Annotated in this window: 18 protein-coding genes, 1 tRNA gene and 1 riboswitch; of the genes, 15 read left to right on the forward strand and 4 right to left on the reverse strand. The window is 41.4% G+C overall.

Annotation, left to right across the window (positions count from 1 at the left end):
- The first annotated feature begins 151 nt into the window (after positions 1-151).
- Positions 152-353: riboswitch (cobalamin riboswitch) on the forward strand.
- Positions 354-497: 144 nt separating this feature from the next.
- The 7 genes from L870_RS0100595 to L870_RS0100625 all read left to right on the forward strand — a co-directional run bounded on the left by L870_RS0100595 (position 498) and on the right by L870_RS0100625 (position 11,690).
- The gene (locus L870_RS0100595; protein ID WP_341349454.1) at positions 498-1,538 is read left to right on the forward strand and encodes a sirohydrochlorin cobaltochelatase; all 1,041 of its coding nucleotides are present in this window, start codon (positions 498-500) and stop codon (positions 1,536-1,538) included.
- Positions 1,539-1,597: 59 nt separating this feature from the next.
- Positions 1,598-2,530 (forward strand): hypothetical protein, encoded by a 933-nt coding sequence (locus L870_RS0100600; protein WP_051411313.1) that lies wholly within the window; start codon positions 1,598-1,600, stop codon positions 2,528-2,530.
- Position 2,531: 1 nt separating this feature from the next.
- Positions 2,532-3,644 (forward strand): ABC transporter substrate-binding protein, encoded by a 1,113-nt coding sequence (locus tag L870_RS0100605; RefSeq protein WP_028516453.1) that lies wholly within the window; start codon positions 2,532-2,534, stop codon positions 3,642-3,644.
- Between the two features lie 5 nt (positions 3,645-3,649).
- Positions 3,650-4,663, forward strand: a complete 1,014-nt coding sequence (locus tag L870_RS0100610) for a FecCD family ABC transporter permease (RefSeq protein WP_341349455.1) — start codon at positions 3,650-3,652, stop codon at positions 4,661-4,663.
- A 1-nt stretch (position 4,664) separates the two neighbouring features.
- Positions 4,665-5,777, forward strand: coding sequence for an ABC transporter ATP-binding protein (locus L870_RS0100615; protein WP_028516455.1), 1,113 nt, complete (start codon positions 4,665-4,667; stop codon positions 5,775-5,777).
- Entirely contained in the window at positions 5,770-6,717 is a 948-nt protein-coding gene (locus L870_RS0100620; RefSeq protein ID WP_028516456.1) for a DMT family transporter, read from the forward strand. Before L870_RS0100615 ends, L870_RS0100620 begins: the two co-directional genes overlap by 8 nt.
- 347 nt (positions 6,718-7,064) lie before the next feature.
- Positions 7,065-11,690 carry a leucine-rich repeat protein gene (locus L870_RS0100625; RefSeq protein WP_028516457.1) on the forward strand — a complete coding sequence of 1,542 codons (4,626 nt, stop codon included), beginning with the start codon at positions 7,065-7,067 and terminating at the stop codon, positions 11,688-11,690.
- A gap of 525 nt (positions 11,691-12,215) precedes the next feature.
- Here the strand turns inward: L870_RS0100625 and L870_RS0100630 are convergent.
- The 4 genes from L870_RS0100630 to L870_RS19825 form a co-directional block, all read right to left on the reverse strand.
- Positions 12,216-12,300, reverse strand: a tRNA-Leu gene (locus L870_RS0100630).
- A gap of 6 nt (positions 12,301-12,306) precedes the next feature.
- Positions 12,307-12,768 carry a hypothetical protein gene (locus L870_RS18190; RefSeq protein ID WP_051411315.1) on the reverse strand — a complete coding sequence of 154 codons (462 nt, stop codon included), beginning with the start codon at positions 12,766-12,768 and terminating at the stop codon, positions 12,307-12,309.
- A gap of 93 nt (positions 12,769-12,861) precedes the next feature.
- Positions 12,862-13,368 carry a hypothetical protein gene (locus L870_RS0100640; RefSeq protein ID WP_028516458.1) on the reverse strand — a complete coding sequence of 169 codons (507 nt, stop codon included), beginning with the start codon at positions 13,366-13,368 and terminating at the stop codon, positions 12,862-12,864.
- Positions 13,369-13,509: 141 nt separating this feature from the next.
- The gene (locus tag L870_RS19825; RefSeq protein WP_037270693.1) at positions 13,510-14,145 is read right to left on the reverse strand and encodes a hypothetical protein; all 636 of its coding nucleotides are present in this window, start codon (positions 14,143-14,145) and stop codon (positions 13,510-13,512) included.
- Positions 14,146-14,573: 428 nt separating this feature from the next.
- Here L870_RS19825 and L870_RS0100650 point away from each other — a divergent pair, with 428 nt between their 5' ends.
- The 8 genes from L870_RS0100650 (at position 14,574) to tsf (ending at position 20,291) form a co-directional block, all read left to right on the forward strand.
- Entirely contained in the window at positions 14,574-14,822 is a 249-nt protein-coding gene (locus L870_RS0100650) for a TM1266 family iron-only hydrogenase system putative regulator (RefSeq protein ID WP_028516459.1), read from the forward strand.
- Between the two features lie 13 nt (positions 14,823-14,835).
- Positions 14,836-15,303 (forward strand): pyridoxamine 5'-phosphate oxidase family protein, encoded by a 468-nt coding sequence (locus L870_RS0100655; protein WP_028516460.1) that lies wholly within the window; start codon positions 14,836-14,838, stop codon positions 15,301-15,303.
- Between the two features lie 17 nt (positions 15,304-15,320).
- Positions 15,321-16,772: a [FeFe] hydrogenase H-cluster radical SAM maturase HydG gene (gene hydG / locus L870_RS0100660; RefSeq protein WP_028516461.1), complete on the forward strand. Its 1,452-nt coding sequence runs from the start codon at positions 15,321-15,323 to the stop codon at positions 16,770-16,772.
- Between the two features lie 101 nt (positions 16,773-16,873).
- On the forward strand, positions 16,874-17,041 hold the full coding sequence (locus tag L870_RS19160) for an LPXTG cell wall anchor domain-containing protein (protein WP_155250122.1): 168 nt from the start codon (positions 16,874-16,876) through the stop codon (positions 17,039-17,041).
- On the forward strand, positions 17,022-18,041 hold the full coding sequence (locus L870_RS0100670) for a leucine-rich repeat protein (protein ID WP_028516463.1): 1,020 nt from the start codon (positions 17,022-17,024) through the stop codon (positions 18,039-18,041). The genes L870_RS19160 and L870_RS0100670 overlap by 20 nt, the downstream gene beginning before the upstream one ends.
- A 39-nt stretch (positions 18,042-18,080) precedes the next feature.
- Positions 18,081-18,380 carry a YlmC/YmxH family sporulation protein gene (locus L870_RS0100675; protein ID WP_028516464.1) on the forward strand — a complete coding sequence of 100 codons (300 nt, stop codon included), beginning with the start codon at positions 18,081-18,083 and terminating at the stop codon, positions 18,378-18,380.
- Between the two features lie 160 nt (positions 18,381-18,540).
- Complete coding sequence (gene rpsB, locus L870_RS0100680; RefSeq protein WP_028516465.1) at positions 18,541-19,287, forward strand: 30S ribosomal protein S2; 747 nt, start codon at positions 18,541-18,543, stop codon at positions 19,285-19,287.
- An 86-nt stretch (positions 19,288-19,373) separates the two neighbouring features.
- A complete protein-coding gene (gene tsf, locus L870_RS0100685) occupies positions 19,374-20,291 on the forward strand; it encodes a translation elongation factor Ts (RefSeq protein ID WP_028516466.1) in 918 nt (305 codons plus the stop codon).
- Positions 20,292-20,293: the final 2 nt, after the last annotated feature.

Here is a 20,293-nt window from a genome sequence, read left to right on the forward strand (position 1 = left end):
TTACATATAGTGTAAAAATCTATATAACGCTTCTTATATAGATTTTTTTATGAAAGAAAGAATTATTTTTGTCAAATGTTCCGATTTTTGGCTGAACTATTGGAAATATGTGAAATCTGTGCTATAATACACTTGTATTCATGGATATTTTAAATCAATGAAGATAAACGGTGCCTTTCGGCTGATGCCGCAAAGGTTAAAAGGGAAGCAGGTGCGATGCCTGCACGATCTCGTCACTGTGATCGGGCAGCATTTTTTCACGTACATCGTACAGCCACTGTGTAAAAACGGGAAGGCGGAAAAATGTGCTATTGCCTGTAAGTCAGGAAACCTGCCGCTTATCGGTACATGGGATAATTCCCAAGATCACGAGGCATTGATCGTACCATTGGCGCCCGTAAAAAGACGGGTTTATTGTGATGCCTTCTGCCTGAGCGGAAGGTCTTTTTGCGCACGACCTATGTCTCCTGAAAAAACAGGAGGAAAAGAAAATGAAAATGAGAAAAATGATCGCAGCCGCTGCTGCACTTACACTTACTGCTGCCTGCTTCAATTCATGCGGCGACAGCGAGAAGAAGGACGGCAATGATTCAACTGCAACTGAAGCAACTACAACTGCTGTAACAACTGAGGCTGATACAACCGAAGCAACAGAAGCTGAAATAACTACTGAGGCTGAGGAAGACGATGAAGAGAACTACGATACAGGTGATGCTTCTCTCGATAATATCAGAAATCAGGACGAGATCGGTGACAATGAGCTCCTCGTTATAAGCTTCGGTACAAGCTTCAACGACAGCCGCCGTCTTACTATAGGTGCGATCGAGAACGCTCTCGAAAAGGCATTCCCTGATTACTCGGTTCGCCGCGGATTTACTGCAAATATCGTTATAGACCATGTTAACAAGAGAGACGGCGTTCTCATTGATGATATCGACGCTGCTCTTAAAAGAGCTGTTGACAACGAAGTAAAGACTCTCGTTGTTCAGCCTACCCACCTTATGAACGGTCTTGAGTATGAGGAGCTTACAGACAAGATCGCTGAGTACTCAGATGCTTTTGATAAGGTTGTTATCGGTGAGCCTCTCCTCACAAGCGATGATGACTTTGCTAAGGTAGAAAAGGCTATTACTGAGTGGACAAAGGAGTATGATGACGGCGAGACAGCTATCTGCTTCATGGGTCATGGTACTGAGGCTGAGTCAAATGAAGTATACCAGAAGATTCAGGATCTGCTCACAAACGACGGCTTCAAGAATTACTATGTAGGCACTGTTGAAGCTACCCCTTCTTTAGATGACGTTATTGCAAAGGTAAAGGAAGGAAACTATAAGAAGGTCATTCTTGAGCCTCTTATGGTAGTTGCAGGTGATCACGCCAATAACGACATGGCAGGCGATGACGAAGATTCATGGAAGTCTGCATTCCTTGCTGAGGGCTATGACGTTGAGTGCTTACTGAGAGGTCTCGGTGAGAACGAGGATATCCAGAAGCTCTACGTTGAGCACGCTCAGAAGGCAATTGACTCTGTAAAGTAAAAAAAAAATTGAAATTGCAGCCGGCTTTATGTCGGCTGCTTCATTAAGAGGTAATTAATATGTATAAAAAACTTGCTGTAGTATCACTTTTATTAACCGCTGCTGTACTGACTTCATGCGGCAATAAGAATAATTCATCTGAGTCTGAGGCAAAGACTACAACTGCTTCTGTTGAGACTACAACAGAAGCTGAAACAACTACCGCTGCCGAGACCGAAGCAGAAACAACTACCGAACAGGTCACTGCACCTCAGCAGGAGGTCGGTTACGAGGGCATGGTGGCTGTTGCAGCTGATAAGCTCAAAGACGGTGAATACGATATAAACGTTGATTCAAGCTCTTCAATGTTCAAGATAACCGAATGTAAGCTTACAGTTGCAGACGGCAAAATGACTGCAAAGATAACAATGAGCGGAAGCGGCTACGAATATCTGTTCATGGGTACTGGTGAAGATGCATCAAAGGCTTCCGAAGATGATCTTATCAAGGCTGAGGAAAGCGGAGATGTGGTTTCTTTCACTGTGCCTGTTGAAGCTCTTGACAAGGAGATCGACTGTGCTGCTTACAGCAAGCGCAAGGGAATGTGGTATGACAGAACCCTTGTGTTCCGTGCCGATTCATTGTCTGATGAAGCTTTTACAGAAAGCAGATATAATACCGCTGAGTCTCTCGCTCTCAAGGACGGAGAATACGATATTGATATTAAGCTCGAAGGCGGCTCGGGAAAAGCCTCTGTTGTTTCGCCGGCAAAGCTTACTGTCAAAGACGGAAAGGCTTCTGCCGAAATAATCTGGAGCAGCAACAAATATGATTATATGGTAGTTGAAGATGAGAAGATAATGCCTGTAAGTACAGAAGAATTCTCAATATTCGAGATACCTGTTACGGGCTTTGATTATAAGATGCCGGTTAAGGCTGATACTACGGCTATGAGTACACCCCATGAGATAGATTATACTATCTTCTTTGATTCTTCTACAATTACCGAATAATATGCTTAAACGTGTATTCTTTGCAGCGGCTGCACTTGTTCTGATCGTTGGCTGTGCCGACAGGAAAAGTACAGCCTATGTTTCTCAGGGCGGAAAAATGCTTGAGCTGAAATACGCTCAGCAATTTTCGGCGGAGTATATCGACAATGACTGTGTGCTTCTGACTATAGGTGAGGATAAGTATGTTGTAGTCCCCGAAAATGGTGAAGCTCCCAAGTCGGCAGGTGACGCCGTTGTTATACAGCAGCCGCTGAATAACGTATACAATGCAGCTTCATCTGCTATGGATCTCATTGACGGAGCAGGCGCGCTGGCTGATGTCACCATGACTTCCACAAAGTATGATGACTGGAGCTTGCAGAATATCCGTGACAGGATAGACAGCGGAGATATTACATATATCGGCAAGTACAGCGCTCCCGATTATGAGGCTCTTCTTGAAGAGGAATGCGGACTTGCAATTGAGTCTACCATGATATATCACAGTCCAGAGGTCAAGGAGCAGATAGAAGCTCTCGGCATACCTGTGCTGGTAGAGAGATCAAGCTACGAAAAAGACCCTCTCGGCAGAATGGAATGGATAAAGCTTTACGGTATCCTGTTCGACTGCGAGGAACAGGCGCAGAAGCTCTTTGATGAGAAAACAAAGCAGATAGAAGATATACTCACTGAGGAAAACACAGGTAAAAAAGCAGCTTTTTTCTATATCAACTCCGCAGGCGGTGTGGTAGTCCGCAAGCCAGCGGATTACGTTCCCGAAATGATGAGAATGGCAGGTGGAGAGTACATCTTTTCAAATGACGACCTGAAAACCGATGAGAATGCCCTTTCTTCCATGACTATTCAGCCTGAGTCCTTTTATGAGAAGGCATGGGACGCTGATATAATTTTCTATAACAGCGATATAACAGGCGGTGTAAGCAGTATAGATGATATCACAGCGAAATATCCTCTCATAAAAGATTTTACTGCCGTAAAAAACGGTGAGGTCTGGTGTACGGAAAAAAATGTATTTCAGCAGACTACAGGTGCTGCTGATATGATAAAGGAGTTTCACAGCGTTTTCAAGGGTGAAGCCGATGACAATATGAATTTTATGTATCGTCTGGAGTGATAATGATGAAAGCACAGCGGCAGCGAATTATACTTGGATATATCTTGTTACTTGTAATGCTCGTATTGCTTGCGGTTATTAATATCTGTGCAGGAAGTGCTGATATATCCGTTCACAGAATGATAAATGCACTTCAGCACCCCGAGTCTGACAAGGCTGCGTACAATATAATAACAGGACTGAGACTTCCTCGTACCGCTGCGGCTGTTATCCTCGGAGGAGCATTGTCTGTTTCGGGATTTTTACTTCAGAATTTCTTTGCAAATCCTATTGCGGGTCCTTATATCCTCGGTATATCATCAGGTGCAAAGCTTATGGTGGCGCTGCTTATGGTGTTTTCATTGTCACGGGGCTTTGCTGTGAATTCATTCGGCATGGTAACTGTGGCTTTTATAGGTTCAATGATATCAATGGGTATCATTCTGCTCATATCGGGCAAGGTCAAACGTATGTCGGTGCTTATAGTCTGCGGTGTTATGATAGGATATATATGCTCTGCTGTTACTGAGCTTGTGGTGAATTTTTCCGACGACTCCAACATCGTGAACCTGCATAACTGGTCAATGGGAAGCTTTTCGGGTATCGGAAAGGGCGACGTACTTACTTCGGCAGCTATAGTTTTTCCTGCCTGTATCCTTGCTTTCATGCTTTCAAAGCCTATGAACGCTTATCAGCTCGGTGAAGAATATGCAGTAAATTCGGGAGTACATATAAAAGCCTTCAGAGCTTCGCTGATACTGCTTTCAAGTGTGCTTTCAGCCTGCGTTACGGCTTTTGCAGGTCCTGTTTCCTTTGTGGGGGTTGCAGTGCCCCATATCATAAAAAGCGGATTCGGTACGGCAAAGCCTATTCGTATTCTTCCTGCCTGCTTTCTCGGAGGTGCGGTGTTCTGTCTGCTGTGCGACCTGATAACGCGAACGCTTTTTGCTCCTACGGAGCTGAGTATAAGTACGGTAACGGCTGTATTCGGTGCGCCTGTGGTCATATATATGCTTCTTCACAAAGAAAGGAGAGGCTGAAATGAACGGGATAATGCTTAGCACAAAGGCTCTTTCGGCAGGCTACGGCAAAAAGGTCATAGTTGAGGGCGTTGAGATAAATGCGGAGCAGGGGAAGATACTGACTCTCATAGGTCCTAACGGTGCTGGAAAGTCCACTGTGCTGAAAACTATCTGCCGACAGCTAAGACCTCTTGGCGGCGCTGTTTATATTGGAAAAGAAAAGCTCGATGATCTGAGCGGCAATCAGCTTGCAAGGTCGGTATCGGTGCTTCTTACAGGCAGGGTAAAGGCCGAATATATGCGCTGCATAGACGTTGTTGAGACAGGACGTTACCCCTATACGGGCAGGCTGGGAGTGTTGTCCGACAAGGACAGGGAAAAGGTAAGGGAAGCGCTCAGGCTCGTTGATGCTGAGGATATTGCGGAATGTGACTTCGACAGGATAAGCGACGGTCAGCGTCAGAGGATAATGCTTGCAGGAGCTATATGCCGTGAGCCTGATATCCTTATACTCGATGAGCCGACAACTTTTCTTGACATAAAGTACAAGCTTGAACTTATGAATATACTGAAAAAGCTTGCCTCTGAGCGGCATATAGCTGTTATAATGTCCCTTCATGAGCTGGAGCTTGCTCAGCGTGTTTCAGATACTATCATCTGTATAAAAGGAAACGGCATTTACCGCACAGGTACTCCAAAGGAAATATTCTCGGGAAGCTGCATAGAGGAGCTTTACGGAGTAGAAAAGGGAAGCTTCTGTAAAGCCTATGGTTCGCCCGAGCTTGGAAGGCTTAATTCCGCTCCCGAGGTGTTTATAATCGGTGGCGGCGGAAGTGCAGTAGCTTTGTATCGAAGTCTCCGCTGTAATGGTATAGCCTTTGCGGCAGGTATCATACATGAGAATGATATCGAATATCCTGTTGCTGCTGCTCTTGCATCAAAGCTTGTTTCGGAGCAGGCTTTCGAGCCTGTTTCAGATGAGAAATATGAAGAAGCACTGCAGCTTATGAGAAGTTGTGGAAATGCTGTTTGTACCATTGAAAGCTTTGGCACTATGAATGAGAAATGCAGGCAGCTCATGTTGGAAGCTGAGAAAATGGGGATTTTAAGAGGTATAGAGTCATATGAGTGATAAGTCGTTGCTTACTAAGAAAATAGTTGTGCTGCCGCTGACCATGCTTTGCTGTCTGCTGTGGGGAAGTGCTTTCCCGTGCATAAAGCTTGGCTGCGGATATTCGCATATAGCCTCTGATGATACCTATACCCAGATATTGTATGCAGGACTAAGATTTACTCTTGCAGGCATTCTTGCTGTTCTTATTGGCAGTATCATTCAGAGAAAGCTGCTTATACCGAGGAAAGAAACGATACCCAAAGCTGCAAAGCTGTCGCTTTTTCAGACTATACTGCAATATACATTCTTCTATATCGGACTTTCAAGAAGTACGGGCATGAAAAGCTCTGTAATTACGGCTTCAAATGTGTTTCTTTCCATAATCGTTGCTGCTGTTGTTTTCCGTACCGAAAAGCTTACTGTAAAAAAAATAGCAGGCTGCCTGATCGGATTTTCAGGTGTGGTACTCATTAATCTCAGCGGTATCGGCGGTGGCTTCAGGCTTACGGGAGAAGGTTTTGTGTTTTTGTCCGCGCTGTCTTATGCCTTTTCGGCAGGACTTATAAAACGTTATTCTCACACTGAGGATACGGTGCTTCTCAGCGGCTGGCAGTTTATCATAGGCGGTATTGTTATGACTGTTTTCGGGTGTATTACAGGTGGGAGGATCACTGTGATCAATACAAAAGGGATATTCATGCTGCTTTACCTTGCCTTTGTTTCTGCGGCTGCGTTCTCAATATGGGGCGTACTTCTGAAACACAATCCTGTTTCCATGATTTCTGTTTTCGGCTTTATGAATCCTGTTTTCGGAGTTATTCTTTCGTATCTTCTTCTGTCGGAGAGAAGCGAGGCAGGTCCGTACAGGGTGGCAGCTGCGCTTTTACTTGTGGCAGCAGGCATTATTATTGTAAATTTTGCTCCCAGAACAAATAAACTAAGTAAAAAAACAGTATAAAATCCGGAATGGCAAGGCTGTTTTTTTACGCGTATGAGCTATAGCAAAGAAAAAACGATTCTTTTTGCTCATAAAATATGTGAACTGTCACACTAAAGTTATATAAAAAGGAATCCCGACATTGTCGGGATTCCTTTTTGTGTGTATCTTCATAGATACTTCAAAATGACAAGACTAAGGAATACGTTGCTTAATTGATTTAGCGTAAACACTTGACCACAGTTTTTAACTATGCTATAATGGGTAAAGTGTTATGCAATTGAATATATAGCATAACTTTTTTGGATAATAATTATTTTTTCGCCTATTAATTATTTGAAGAAAAAATTTATAATGGAGGATCGTTTATGAAACTAAAAAAAGCAATAGCAACACTTTCTGCTGCTGTACTGACTGTTTCAGCATCTCTTGCTTATTTCCCTTCAAAACCGATAAGCAAACACATACTGACAGCAAACGCAGAAACGTCTGCCCCGATTTCCATAGAAGGTAATATAATATGGGAACCGATCAAGGCAGAAGACATCAAAGAAACTGAAGACGGCTGGCTGTACACCGAAAGTGATGATGAAATAACCATCACAGGCTATAAAGGCTCGGATACCGAGCTGAAAGTACCGTCAACCATTGACCAGAAAACAGTAACAGCGATCAGCAATGAAGCTTTCAGCGGCAATTCAAAACTTGTAAGCATTGATCTCGGAACTGTTAAGAAGCTCGGAAATTACTTATTTAAGGATTGTCCTGAACTTAAAGAGATCACGATACCTAAAACTGTTGCCTATGGCGGAAGCGACAAGGGTGGTGCTCTTAAAGGAAGCAGCGTAGAAAAAGTGATATTTGAATCAGGAATACAGTCTGTACCTGATTATATCTGTAACGGTGCTGAAATGCTTGATACAGTGGAATTTCCTACAATTAAGGCGACAAAGAACGGATTTACCATTGGAAAATATGCTTTTGCAGACACATCATTATCAAGTATTGAGATTCCTGAAAATGTAACTGAGCTTGGCGAATCAGCTTTTATGGGCTGCTCTATACTGAAAAATATCATTCTTCCTGAGTCACTAAAAATAATAAGTGAATTCTGTTTCAGCGGCTGTGAATTATTGACCGAACTCAAACTTGGTACGAATGTTACTACTGTTGGAAGAAATATGATCGAAAAATGCAGCAAGATCAAGGAACTCACTATCCCTGCATCTGTTACTGCGATAAGAACAGATGCAGTATGTAACGGCTGCCTTTACGGAAGCAGCGTTAAAAAGGTAATATTTGAGGACGGAACGAGAAACATCGTTAGCTTCATTTGTCGTGATTCTTCTGAGCTTGAAACTATCGTTCTGCCGGAAAGTGTAGAAAATATCGGTGAAAGTTCATTCAGAAACTGTCCAAGGATCAAAACCATATCTCTTCCGGAAAATGTTGAAAGTATAGGTAACAGTTGTTTCAGTGACTGTACTGCTCTTGAAAGCTTTACATTCAACAAGAATGTCAAAAACCTCGGACATGATCTTTTCAACGGCTGTAAAAAGCTCAAGGAATTAACCATCCCTGCAAGTGTTGAAAATGTTGATAGTAAATTTGATCTTTACGGTTGTCTTGCAGGATGCGGTGTAGAGACTGTTATATTTGAAGAGGGAATAAGGAGCATACCCCATTGCATTTGTGCAGGTGCAACACAGCTTAAGACTGTAATAATTCCCGAAGCTCCTTCAAAAACGTTGGAAGGCTTTTCTATTGGTTCGAGCGCATTTGAAGGAACTGCTATTGAATCTATAGAGCTGCCTGCAAGCCTTACAAATATTGGTGCGTCCGCATTTGAAGGCTGTTCGCTTCTTAAATCAATTTCACTTCCTGACGGACTTAAAACCCTTGAAAAAGAATGCTTCAAGGATTGTGTCCTGCTTACAGAGCTTGAAATACCGAGCAGCGTTACAACTCTTGGTGAGAAAATGATAAGCGGCTGTAATAAGATCAAATACCTCGATATCCCAGCAGGCGTTACTAATGTAAGCGGCGAGACTGGAATTGTTGGTGGAAACAGAGTTGATACAGGAGTTATTGCAGGAAGCGGTGTTGAATATCTCAGCTTTGGAAACGGCATGAAAAAAGTTCCCGAGTATATCGCAAAAGATGCTCAGGAATTAAAGACCGTAATACTTCCCGATACTGTTACAGAGATCGGCAATCACGCTTTTGAGAACTGCACAGCTCTTAAAAAAGTTGAATCTTCAAACTCATCTCTGAAATTCAGTTCAAATACATTTATGGGCTGTGAAAGCCTCAACGATAAGCGTTTAACTGTATTTGATCCTAAAAATACATACTTCATTGCCAATACAGAGCGAGGAAGTGTAAACGGTATCATAAACTATAAGCTCAAATATGATCTGCTCCCTTCTGTTATAAGCGACGCACAGAGCATGAAGCTGAATATCAATGTACCCGATGGTTTAACACTTATGCTCGATACTATCCGAAGCAAGAATATGAATATCAATACAGATGACATTCAGGAGGGTGTTATCCCTGTAAATTCAAGAAGCGGAGAGATGGAATTCTCAGTACGTGTTACAGATATCGGCAATTACAAGATAACAGCTTCTCTTACATTTGAGTCCAACAAGACAAAATGGGATCAGCCTATAGGAAGTGTATATGTTGATTGTCCTGATATCACTATCGGTGCACCAACAGTAGTTAATAGTTATGAAGCAGAAGTGTACGGCGTATCACAGCGCGATCACGATGTTGAGATATTCGTGAACGACAAGAGTGCAGGTGTATTCAGAACAAATAAGTCTACAGGAAAATATCACGGAACTATTTCTCTTCCTGAATCGCCTGATGGTTCGGTTTATACTCTTTATGCAAAATGCGGAAGTCTGAAGAGCGATGAGATAAAAGTTGAATACTCCGCAGGCAGACCTTCTGTAAAAAAGGTCGTTTTTAAATACGGTGTTCACGGCAATAAATATGAAGAACTTGATATTACTGATGTATTTACAAAGGGTGCAACACCTGTTGTTGAATATCATTCTAATCTCGGCTTTGATATAACTACTGTAAACACAGATCAAATTGACAGACTGTTTGTTACAAGCCAGAAGGGCAATGACATCAAATACATAGAAGCGTTTTATAATCCTGAAAAAGACTTATGGAGCACTGAAGGAAACTTCGATGAAAATGATCCGCACTACGTCCCCGGTACTCTGAATATATTCATTCTTGAAAAAGAAAAATCCCCTTCATACGAAGATCTTATGTCTTTAACAACAGGTTTTGAAAATGTTCCGCAGGAATTCTATGACAACAGCAATGTCGAACTGCTTGCTAAAGATGATGCTTCCAAAGCATTTTGTGTAAAAATAAATATTTCAGACGGCAAAACAAGTAATTCGTTTGATTTTTATTACAACGAAAATGCAAGTGGAGCTTATATTAATGGCACGTATTATACATTAGAAGAAATATCTCAAAATTATAAATCACTTGGTCTTTACGATCCGGGTATAACATTAATTGAAAATAATAAAAAAGTAAAATATTATATTGCCGATTCAAATCCTGATGTTATTTTAGGTGATATAAAAGCAAACAGAAAGAATGTACCTTCAATATTTGCAAGTAATAAGGTCAAAGCAGAATCCGACGATAATGTATTTGATGTAATAGGCGATATATACAATGTGTCTGCCGGTGAAATGTCAGGAACCACATGGTTTAAATGCATTGAAGGAAAAGATGCAGATCATCCTGTATTCCAGATAATCAATCAATATGCGTCTAAGGGATATATGGACTGCATGAAGAGCATGTGGGGCTCTGACTACGGCGATATTGTAAAAGGATTATCAGTTGCCAGTGATACTTGGAACTGGGCTTCACAAATGTATAGAGCAGGCAATAACCAAAATTACAAGGATTGGGCTACAGCTATATATGCTTTAAAATGTATAAAAACATTTGGTGGAGCATATATATTAGGAGCATTAGGAGTTCCGCCAATTTTAATTCCAGTTGCATCATGGTGCCTCGGTCAAGCGATTAAAACAATGGAAGATTATCTTGAGCAATGTATGAAAAATGGTGAAGATCCATCATTTAAAGGTTTCTTACAATATATTACCCCAGCTCATCTCAAATGGATATGGGATCCAAGCGGTGCAGTCTATGATGCCGACAGCGGAGAACCAATAAAGGATGCAACTGTCACGCTCTATTACCTTGATCCCGAAACGGGGGAGAGTGTAAAATGGAATGCGGAGGACTACGATCAGATGAATCCTCTTAATACCGACAGCGACGGAAACTACTTATGGGACGTTCCAGAGGGAAAGTGGAAGGTTGTTTGCCATAAGGACGGATATGAAGATGCAGAGTCAGAATGGCTTGAAGTTCCTCCTATAAGAACAAATGTTAATATTACTATGAAAGCAAGCAACAAAGCAAGTACAACAAGTACTGCAACTGCTACAACTACAGTTACTACCACAACGAGCAAAGCTTCGACAACTACTACAACTAAACCTGCAACAACCACAACATCAACTACTACAACTAAATCTGCAACAACCGCAACATCAACTACTACAACTAAATCTGCAATAACCACTACATCAGCACTTAAAACATCTACTAATACATCGACTACTACAAAGGTAACAACTACATCTGTTACTACAACAACAGTTTCATCTCCAACTGATTATATGCTAGGTGATGTTAATAATGATAAACTGATAAATGCAGTTGATGCTTCTTCGATACTTAAATATTATGCCCTGGTTTCGACTAATAAAGATGGCGGATATAATGATAATCAGAAGCTTGCAGCCGACGTTGACCATGACGGTATGATAAACGCTGTTGATGCGTCGAATATCCTTGCATACTATGCGTATGCTTCAACAACGGAAGAAAATGTTATATCACTTGAAGCATTTATGAAAAAAGCAAGTTAATAAAAAATAATGAGCCTGTAATTGCAGGCTCATTATTTTTAAGTTTAATCTGTCAGAATTTAATTTGCGGACAAATACTTGAGGTTTGATTAACACACTCACTGTCTGTTCAGACTGTTATTTTTATGCATATTATAGCGTAAATACAGTAAGTTTTCAACTGAAAAAGCTGTATTTGCAATAATGTAATTATTGCCTTTATAATATGATGAAAAGAAAGGTTTCTTGCAAACATATCTACTATCTCTGATGCGAATATGCGATTGCTTGTGGGGAGGATAATTTTTCACGAAAACGATGACGGCAGCCTTGATGTAAACCTTGAATTCAATGGCGACTTCAAGGACTCGAGTACGGTGTGCTTTGAGATCAATGAATAGGTATATAAAAAGCCGCAGGGAGACCTGCGGCTATTCCATTTGTCGGAATACACATGAAATACACGTTTTGTGTCTCATTACCTGGTACCAAGATAGGAATAGAAGAGAGCAAAAGAAAAAAGCCCGAATAATCGGACTTTTTGAATGGTGCGGATGACAGGACTTGAACCTGCACACCTCTCGGTATTAGAACCTAAATCTAACGTGTCTGCCAGTTTCACCACATCCGCATTTTATTAATTACAATAAATTATTGCCTGTTTGACGTAGCTGTATATATAGTTTTCACCTTTGAGGACACAATGTGCCCAACGTGGAGAAGTAAAGTCGTAACCGCTTATTTTGACTTTTTTATCGGTTTCGTTTCGCATAGCATCAACAAGTTCTCTGACCTTATCAGATATGCTTTTTTTGCAAATCACACCAAAATCTATGACATCTAACTGATCTGTTGGATCTTTGTAAAGGTCAAAGACTATGCAATTGTTTGCATGATCACCATATACTAATATATCGCCTTTATCGCAAGGTGTATTGTCATATATGGAATTTATTTCTTTTATATCAATGCTTAATCCGAGGATTTCCATGATCTTTGAAAGATTAGGATTTATATCTGATGGATCCGGGTAACCATGCAATATTATCCAAATAGGAGATGCGATCCCGAATGTACATATTTTATCTATACCAAACATATGAACCTCACATGGTCAAAGCGGTTAAAAAACAATGATATTTCGATTCGTAACATCAGCGTATAAGCTATTGATCTGGAAGAAAGAGTAATATCATAATTCGTCCATATCGCCTGAATTATTGTAACGTTTTTTTATTTCCTCATAATTCTGCTGATACGGATCCTTGATATTCCATTGTACACGGTCAAGCTCCTGATCTCTGAATCTTGTATTGAAATAAGGGAAACCGTCCTGCTGTTCAAGCCATTTATATTTTCTGTTGACTATTATTGTAAAAACAGAAAAGATGATGACTAAAGGTGTGAAAACAGGTGCGAATCTTGAACAAAACAAGTCTATTAGTGCAAGAGAGGACGCTGCTACAGGAAGGATATTATTCTTCAGGTATACGCTCAGAAATCCTGTGGCAAGAATTACAATATTAATGAATATCAGTTTTAAATAAACAAGATCAAACAGCGCAAGTATCATGAAATACACAGAAGTAAAAATTGAAAAGCCATATGCAACAATATAAAATACAGATGCCATATTATAAAACCTTTTGCATTTCTTGAGCATCATTCTGTTATGACTGCATTCCTGTTCGTAATTCATGATGTGCCTCCAAAAAGAAACTGTGATCTTTCCAACAGACAAGTAATATTATAACCTGTAAACTGTTTTTTGTCAAGTAAAAATGGAAGAAATGATTAATAAAAAGAGGAGCGCGGTAAACACTCCTCTTTATAACTTCTATTATTTCTGATTATTTGCAGATGCTTGCTGAGCAGCCTGAGCAGCTTGTTGTGCTGCCTGCTGAGCAGCCTGAAGAGCTGTTTGCTGGACCTGTTGCTGAGGAGCAGCCTGTGCAGCTGTCGGAGCTTCCTTTTTCTCAGGGGTTGGAGCAGGAGTTTCATCAGCTTTTTTAGATGCCTGTTCTTTATTTTCAGCAGGTGCAGCTTCCTTCTTCTCAGCATTCTGAGGCTTTGGAGCTTCAGGCTGTTTAGCTGTGTCTGTATTCTTGGAAGGCTCTGCTTTTTTTTCGGACTCAGCCTGTTTAGCAGGAGCAGCCTGCTTCTTGTCGTTTTTCTGCTTTTCATTGTTTGTCTGTTTTTCTGCTTCTTCTTTTTCCGAGCGATCGCCCTTTGACTCTATATAAAGGTCATCGTCGGCGATACTTCCGACAAATCTAAGCTGTTTAACAGGTATTCTCTTTAATGGAGAATAGATAAATGCTTTGCAGGAATAGTTCTGTTCAACAAGGCCCTTTTTTTCACACAGTACCCTGTTTCCGTCCTTTGTTCTTTTTCCGTACATACAGTAATCACATTTAGGGTCGATCTTTTTATCGAAATATTTAGCTCCACCCTGGAAAAATGAGAATAAACCCATTAATAATCACCTCAAAAATAAATCTATAAATTAGTATATCACAAATAAAAGAATTTGTCCAGTGATTTTTGAAAAATTATATATTTTTTTGAAATAATAGCGATTTCATTGTTTGAAATGCACAAATATCGGACAATAAGCGTCAATATGATATTAATATCTGCAACAAAAAGCAATATAGAAACTAATTAACAGTCTTAGCAGATACTAACAATCATAAATTGACAATAATGTAACAATGTGTTAGAATGATATCAGCGGAATGCAGGATTTATTCTGTTTTTGGCTGTAAAATAATTTTGTTTTCGGGCATCAGGGTGAAAACTCTGTTATCGGATGGCAGTTTGTATTATACTATGCAGATATTCTCCGTCCATGCTGGGCGGATTTTTTATTAACTGCTTTTCCTGCCTTTAAAGGAGGAGAGAATGGAAAACAAACGTATAGCAGTAGCGGCGATAGTTATTGATGAACAGTCGGCAGCTGTAGAAGTCAATAACGTGCTCCATGACTACAGCGATATAATTATCGGACGCATGGGGATACCTTATAAGGAACGCGGTATATCACTGATATCTGTTGCACTTGATGCAGAGCCTGATGTTATAAGCAGTCTCACAGGCAGGCTCGGACAGATTAACGGTGTTTCGGTCAAAGCCGCAATATCAAAGAAGTAAAATGGAGTTACATATGAGACGAGCTGACAGAGAAATAACCGATAAAAAAGCAATAGAGGAATTCATCTCGAAAGAGAAGATAATACGTATAGGCTTCTGTGATAATGGTGTAGTTTACATAGTTCCTGTGAACTATGGTTACTCTGATGACAGTGGAGAATATACCTTTTATTTTCACGGAGCTGTTGCAGGCAGAAAGTATGAGCTTGCAAAGTCAGCCCCCTCAGTAGGATTTGAGATCGACGGTAACCATGAGCTTTTGGGAGCTGAGACAGCTTGCGGACACTCTGCTAAGTATATGAGCGTAATCGGAAACGGAATACTATCTATCATAGAAGGTAATGATGAAAAGAAGGCTGCTCTTGAATTAATAATGAAGCAGGCAGCAGGCAGGGCAGGACTTGAGTATGACAATAATGTACTCGGACGTACTGCCGTGTTTAAACTTAATGTAAAAAAGATGTCTTGTAAGGCAAAATAAAACTGGAGGAAATAAATATGTATGATGTAAAGTCTATGAATGCGGACGATTTTATAAATGATGAGGAAATAAAGGCTACTCTTGAATATGCCGAGCAGAATAAGCACAATCGTGAGCTTATCGAGCAGATACTCGAAAAGGCAAAGCCGAGAAAGACAGGCAGGGGAGTAGAATGTTCGGGACTTTCACACCGTGAGGCAAGCGTACTTCTTGCCTGCGATATTCCTGAGATGACAGAAAAAATGTATGACCTTGCCCGTGAGATAAAGGAAGCTTTCTACGGCAACAGAATAGTTATGTTCGCACCTCTTTATCTCTCAAATTACTGTGTTAACAAGTGCGTTTACTGTCCTTATCATTTCCAGAATAAAGAGATACCACGTAAAAAGCTGACACAGGAGGAAGTACGACAGGAGGTTATCGCACTTCAGGATATGGGACACAAGAGACTTGCTATCGAGTCAGGCGAGGACCCTGTAAACAATCCTATCGAGTATATCCTTGAATGTATCAAGACTATCTACTCAATAAAGCACAAGAACGGTGCTATCCGCCGTGTAAACGTTAATATTGCGGCTACTACTGTTGAGAACTACCGCAAGCTCAAGGAAGCAGGCATCGGAACTTATATCCTTTTCCAGGAGACATATCACAAAGAGAGCTACGAGGTACTTCACCCGGCAGGACCAAAGCACAACTACGCATACCACACAGAGGCTATGGACAGAGCTATGGAGGGCGGTATAGACGATGTAGGTCTCGGAGTTCTTTTCGGACTTGACAAGTACAGATACGAGTTTGCAGGACTTCTTATGCACGCAGAGCACCTCGAAGCTGTACACGGCGTAGGACCTCATACTATCAGTGTGCCTCGTTTAAGAAGGGCTTCGGACATTGACCCCGATGTATTTGACAATGGTATCGACGATGATACATTTGCTAAGATAGTAGCTTGTATCCGTATCGCTGTTCCGTACACAGGCATGATAATCTCTACACGTGAGAGCGAGGAATGTCGTGCAAAGGTGCTTGAACTTGGTGTATCACAGATATCAGGCGGTTCAAGAACATCTGTAGGCGGCTATGCAGGATATACTGCTGAAGAGCGCCCTCATGATACAGAGCAGTTCGACGTATCAGACCAGCGTTCACTTGATGAAGTTGTAAAGTGGCTCATGGATCAGGGGCATATCCCGTCATTCTGTACAGCCTGCTACCGTGAAGGACGTACAGGTGACCGTTTCATGGCTCTCTGCAAGGTGGGACAGATACAGAACTGCTGTCACCCTAATGCACTTATGACACTTCAGGAATATCTCAGCGACTATGCATCACCAGAGACCAAAAAGGTTGGCGAAGCACTTATTTCTAAGGAGATTCTGAATGTACCTGATGAAAAGCGCAGACAGCGTGCTATGGAATATCTTGACGAGATAAAGAACGGCGGCAAGCGAGATTTCAGATTCTGATGATAAAAGCCCTGCATAATGCAGGGCTTTTCATTTGACAAAGCTTTGATACTGTGATACAATATGAAAGTATTTTACCATATAAAAAGGAGGACAATATAATGATAAATACTTTAATGCTTATTGCAGCAAATACACCGAAAACAGGAGATACATTCCCGAGAGGCATTATTTTTGTTATAATCATCGCAGCTGTTATCCTTGCAGTAGGTACAGCGGTATTCGCTAAGAAAAAAGGCGGCAATGACGATGAAGACGATGATGAATAAGAAAATTGCAGCGATTTTTACAGCTATAGCAGCCTTATTCTGTTCTGTTCCTGTAAGGGCTAATGCAGAATTAATGACTGAAAATGATGTTGTTTATGATGTGGACGATGAAAGCGGCACTTGTTCCGTCGCAAAATATAACGGTAATGCTTCAATAGTAGAAATACCAGCCGCTTTGGGCAGATATAAAGTTGTAAGTATTGCTGATGAGGCGTTTCGCGGTAATCCTGATATCAAGTATGTTACCTTACCCTCAACTATCAGTAAAATAGATGAATCGGCTTTTAGTGAATGCAAAAATCTTAAAAGCATCAATTTTCCATCGTCACTTGAAAGTATCGGTGGATATGCTTTCAATACCAACCATTCTCTTGATGGTATAAAGCTTAACAGCGGGCTCAGGAAAATAAAAAATGACACATTTCAGCTTTGTATATCTGTAAAAGCGTTAACTATACCTCCTCTTGTTGAAACGATTTGTGATCACGCTCTGCATGGAATGCACAGTATGGAAACGCTGCGCTTTTGTGAAGGAGTGAAAAAAATCGAGAAAACTGCGGCGTTGAATTCATATAAGATTTCGAGGATTATAATCCCTCCTTCTGTTGAAGAAATACAGGAATACGCTGTAGGGTATCGTTACTATTCACCTGATTATAACCTTTGTTCCAATGTGGAAATATATGGCAAAAAAGGTACTGAGGCGGAACGATATGCAAAAGATAACGACATCCCGTTCAACGAATTTGATTTCAGGTACGGTGATGTGAATAGTGACGGAAAAGTAGATTCTGTTGATGCATCGGCAGTGCTTGCAGAGTATTCGAGAAGATCTACTGAAGACGGAAAATCGAAATTTTCTAAAACCGATGATGTTAAAGCAGATGTTAATGATGATCTTATTGTTGATGCTGTTGATGCATCACTGATCCTTTCGTATTACTCACACGCTTCAAGCGGTGATATGAGAACTCCCGAGGAATACTTTTTCCTTGCATGATACAATATAATATATAAATCAATCATGTGAGGTGATGATATGCTTCTGAGCTTTGAAGAGCTGTGCAGGAAGGAAGTCATAGATATCGCAACAGGAGAAAGACTCGGATTTATAGACGATATAGAAGTCGATATAGAAAGCGGCAGTGTAAGATCACTTATCATTTACGGCTGTGCAAAGCTTTTCGGACTGTTTGGCAGGGAAGATGATACTATCATTTCCTGTAAGGATATAAAGGTCGTAGGAGAAGACGTGGTGCTTGTTGAACGTGATAAGTCGGCGGGAAGTGCACAATTAACAAAATATAAAAAAAACAGTTTTTTAAGTTTGTTGAAATAGCGGCTGCAAAAAGTCTTGCAAAAGTTGACAGAAAATGATATAATATTAAGGCAATTCGCACGCCTGTACTTTCGGCGGTTGGTGCGCAGATGTCTGCGTTGCTGCTGAGTTAAGTCTGGCGGAGGATTAATAATAACCAATTTTTAAGGAGGACTACACCATGGGAGTAGTATCAATGAAGCAGCTTCTTGAGGCTGGCGTACACTTCGGACACCAGACAAGAAGATGGAACCCGAAAATGGCACCATACATTTTCACAGAAAGAAACGGAATTTACATCATCGACCTTCAGAAGACAGTTAAGAAGCTCGAAGAAGCTTATATGTTCGTTCGTGACATTGCAGCTCAGGGCGGCGAAGTTCTTTTCGTAGGTACAAAGAAGCAGGCTGGAGACTCTGTTAAGGAAGAGGCTACAAGAGCTGGTGCACACTATGTAAATGCAAGATGGCTCGGCGGTATGCTCACAAACTTCAAGACAATCCAGACAAGAATAAAGAGACTTGAGCAGCTCCACACAATGGAGGAAGACGGTACATTCGCACTTCTCCCTAAGAAGGAAGTTGTAAAGCTCAACCTCGAGATCGAAAAGCTTGAGAAGTTCCTCGGCGGTATCAAGACAATGAAGAAGCTCCCCGCAGCACTCTTCATCGTTGACCCACGCAAGGAAAAGATCGCTGTAGCAGAAGCTAAGAAACTCAACATCCCGATCGTTGCTATCGTTGATACAAACTGCGATCCTGATGAAGTTGATTATGTTATCCCTGGTAACGATGACGCTATCAGAGCTGTAAAGCTTATCGCTGGTTCTATCGCTAACGCTGTTATCGAAGGCAGACAGGGCGATGACGCTATAGCTGCTGAGGCAGAAGTGGAAACAGCTGAGGCTGCTGAGGCAGAGGCTGAATAATCATAATACAAACATTGAAAACAATCAAAAACCCGAACTAACCCTTCGGGTTTTTGCGGATTAATACATTATAGGAGGTAATTACAATGGGTAAGGTATCCGTTGCTGAAATCAAAGAACTCATGAAGTCCACAGGCGTTGGTATGATGGACTGCAAGAAGGCTCTCGAAGAGAACGATGGCGATATGGACAAGGCTATCGAGTTCCTCAGAGAAAAAGGTCTCGCTACACAGGCTAAGAAGAGCGGCAGAGCTGCTGCTGAAGGCGTAGTTACTGCTGTAGTTAACGGTGAAGTTGGTGTTCTTCTCGAAGTAAACACTGAAACAGACTTTGCTGCAAACACAGATGATATCAGAAACTTCGTTGCTAATGTAGCAAACACAATCATTGAAAAGAACCCTGCTGATGTTGAGGCTCTCAAGGCTATGCAGATCAGCGGCGGCAGCAATACAGTAGGCGAAGTTCTTACAGAACTCGCTGGCATGAAGATCAGAGAAAACATCGTTATCCGTCGTTTCGTAAGACTCGAGGGCAAGCTTGCTTCTTATATCCACAATGGCGGCAGCATCGGCGTTCTCGTAAAGATGGACACAGATCTTTCTGCTGATCAGGTCGCAGTTATCGGTAAGGACGTTGCTATGCAGTCAGCAGCTCTTAATGCTCCATATCTCTGCCGTGAGCAGGTTCCTGCTGAGGTTCTCGAGAAGGAGAAGGAGATCATGCTCGCTCAGATGTCTGAGGATCCTAAGATGGCATCAAAGCCTGAGCAGGTTCGCGTAAAGATCGTTGAAGGTAAGGTTGGTAAGTACTACAGCGAGAACTGCCTCCTTGAGCAGGCATTCGTTAAGGATGACAAGCTCACAGTTCAGGGTTATGTTGACGCAGAGGCTAAGAAGCTCGGCGGCTCTATCAAGGTAACTGATGTTATCCGTTACGAGCGCGGCGAAGGTGTTGAGAAGAAGGAAGACAACCTCGCTGACGAAGTAGCTAAGATGATCAAGTAATC

The organism is Ruminococcus flavefaciens ATCC 19208 (assembly GCF_000518765.1).
Lineage (GTDB): Bacteria > Bacillota > Clostridia > Oscillospirales > Ruminococcaceae > Ruminococcus > Ruminococcus flavefaciens.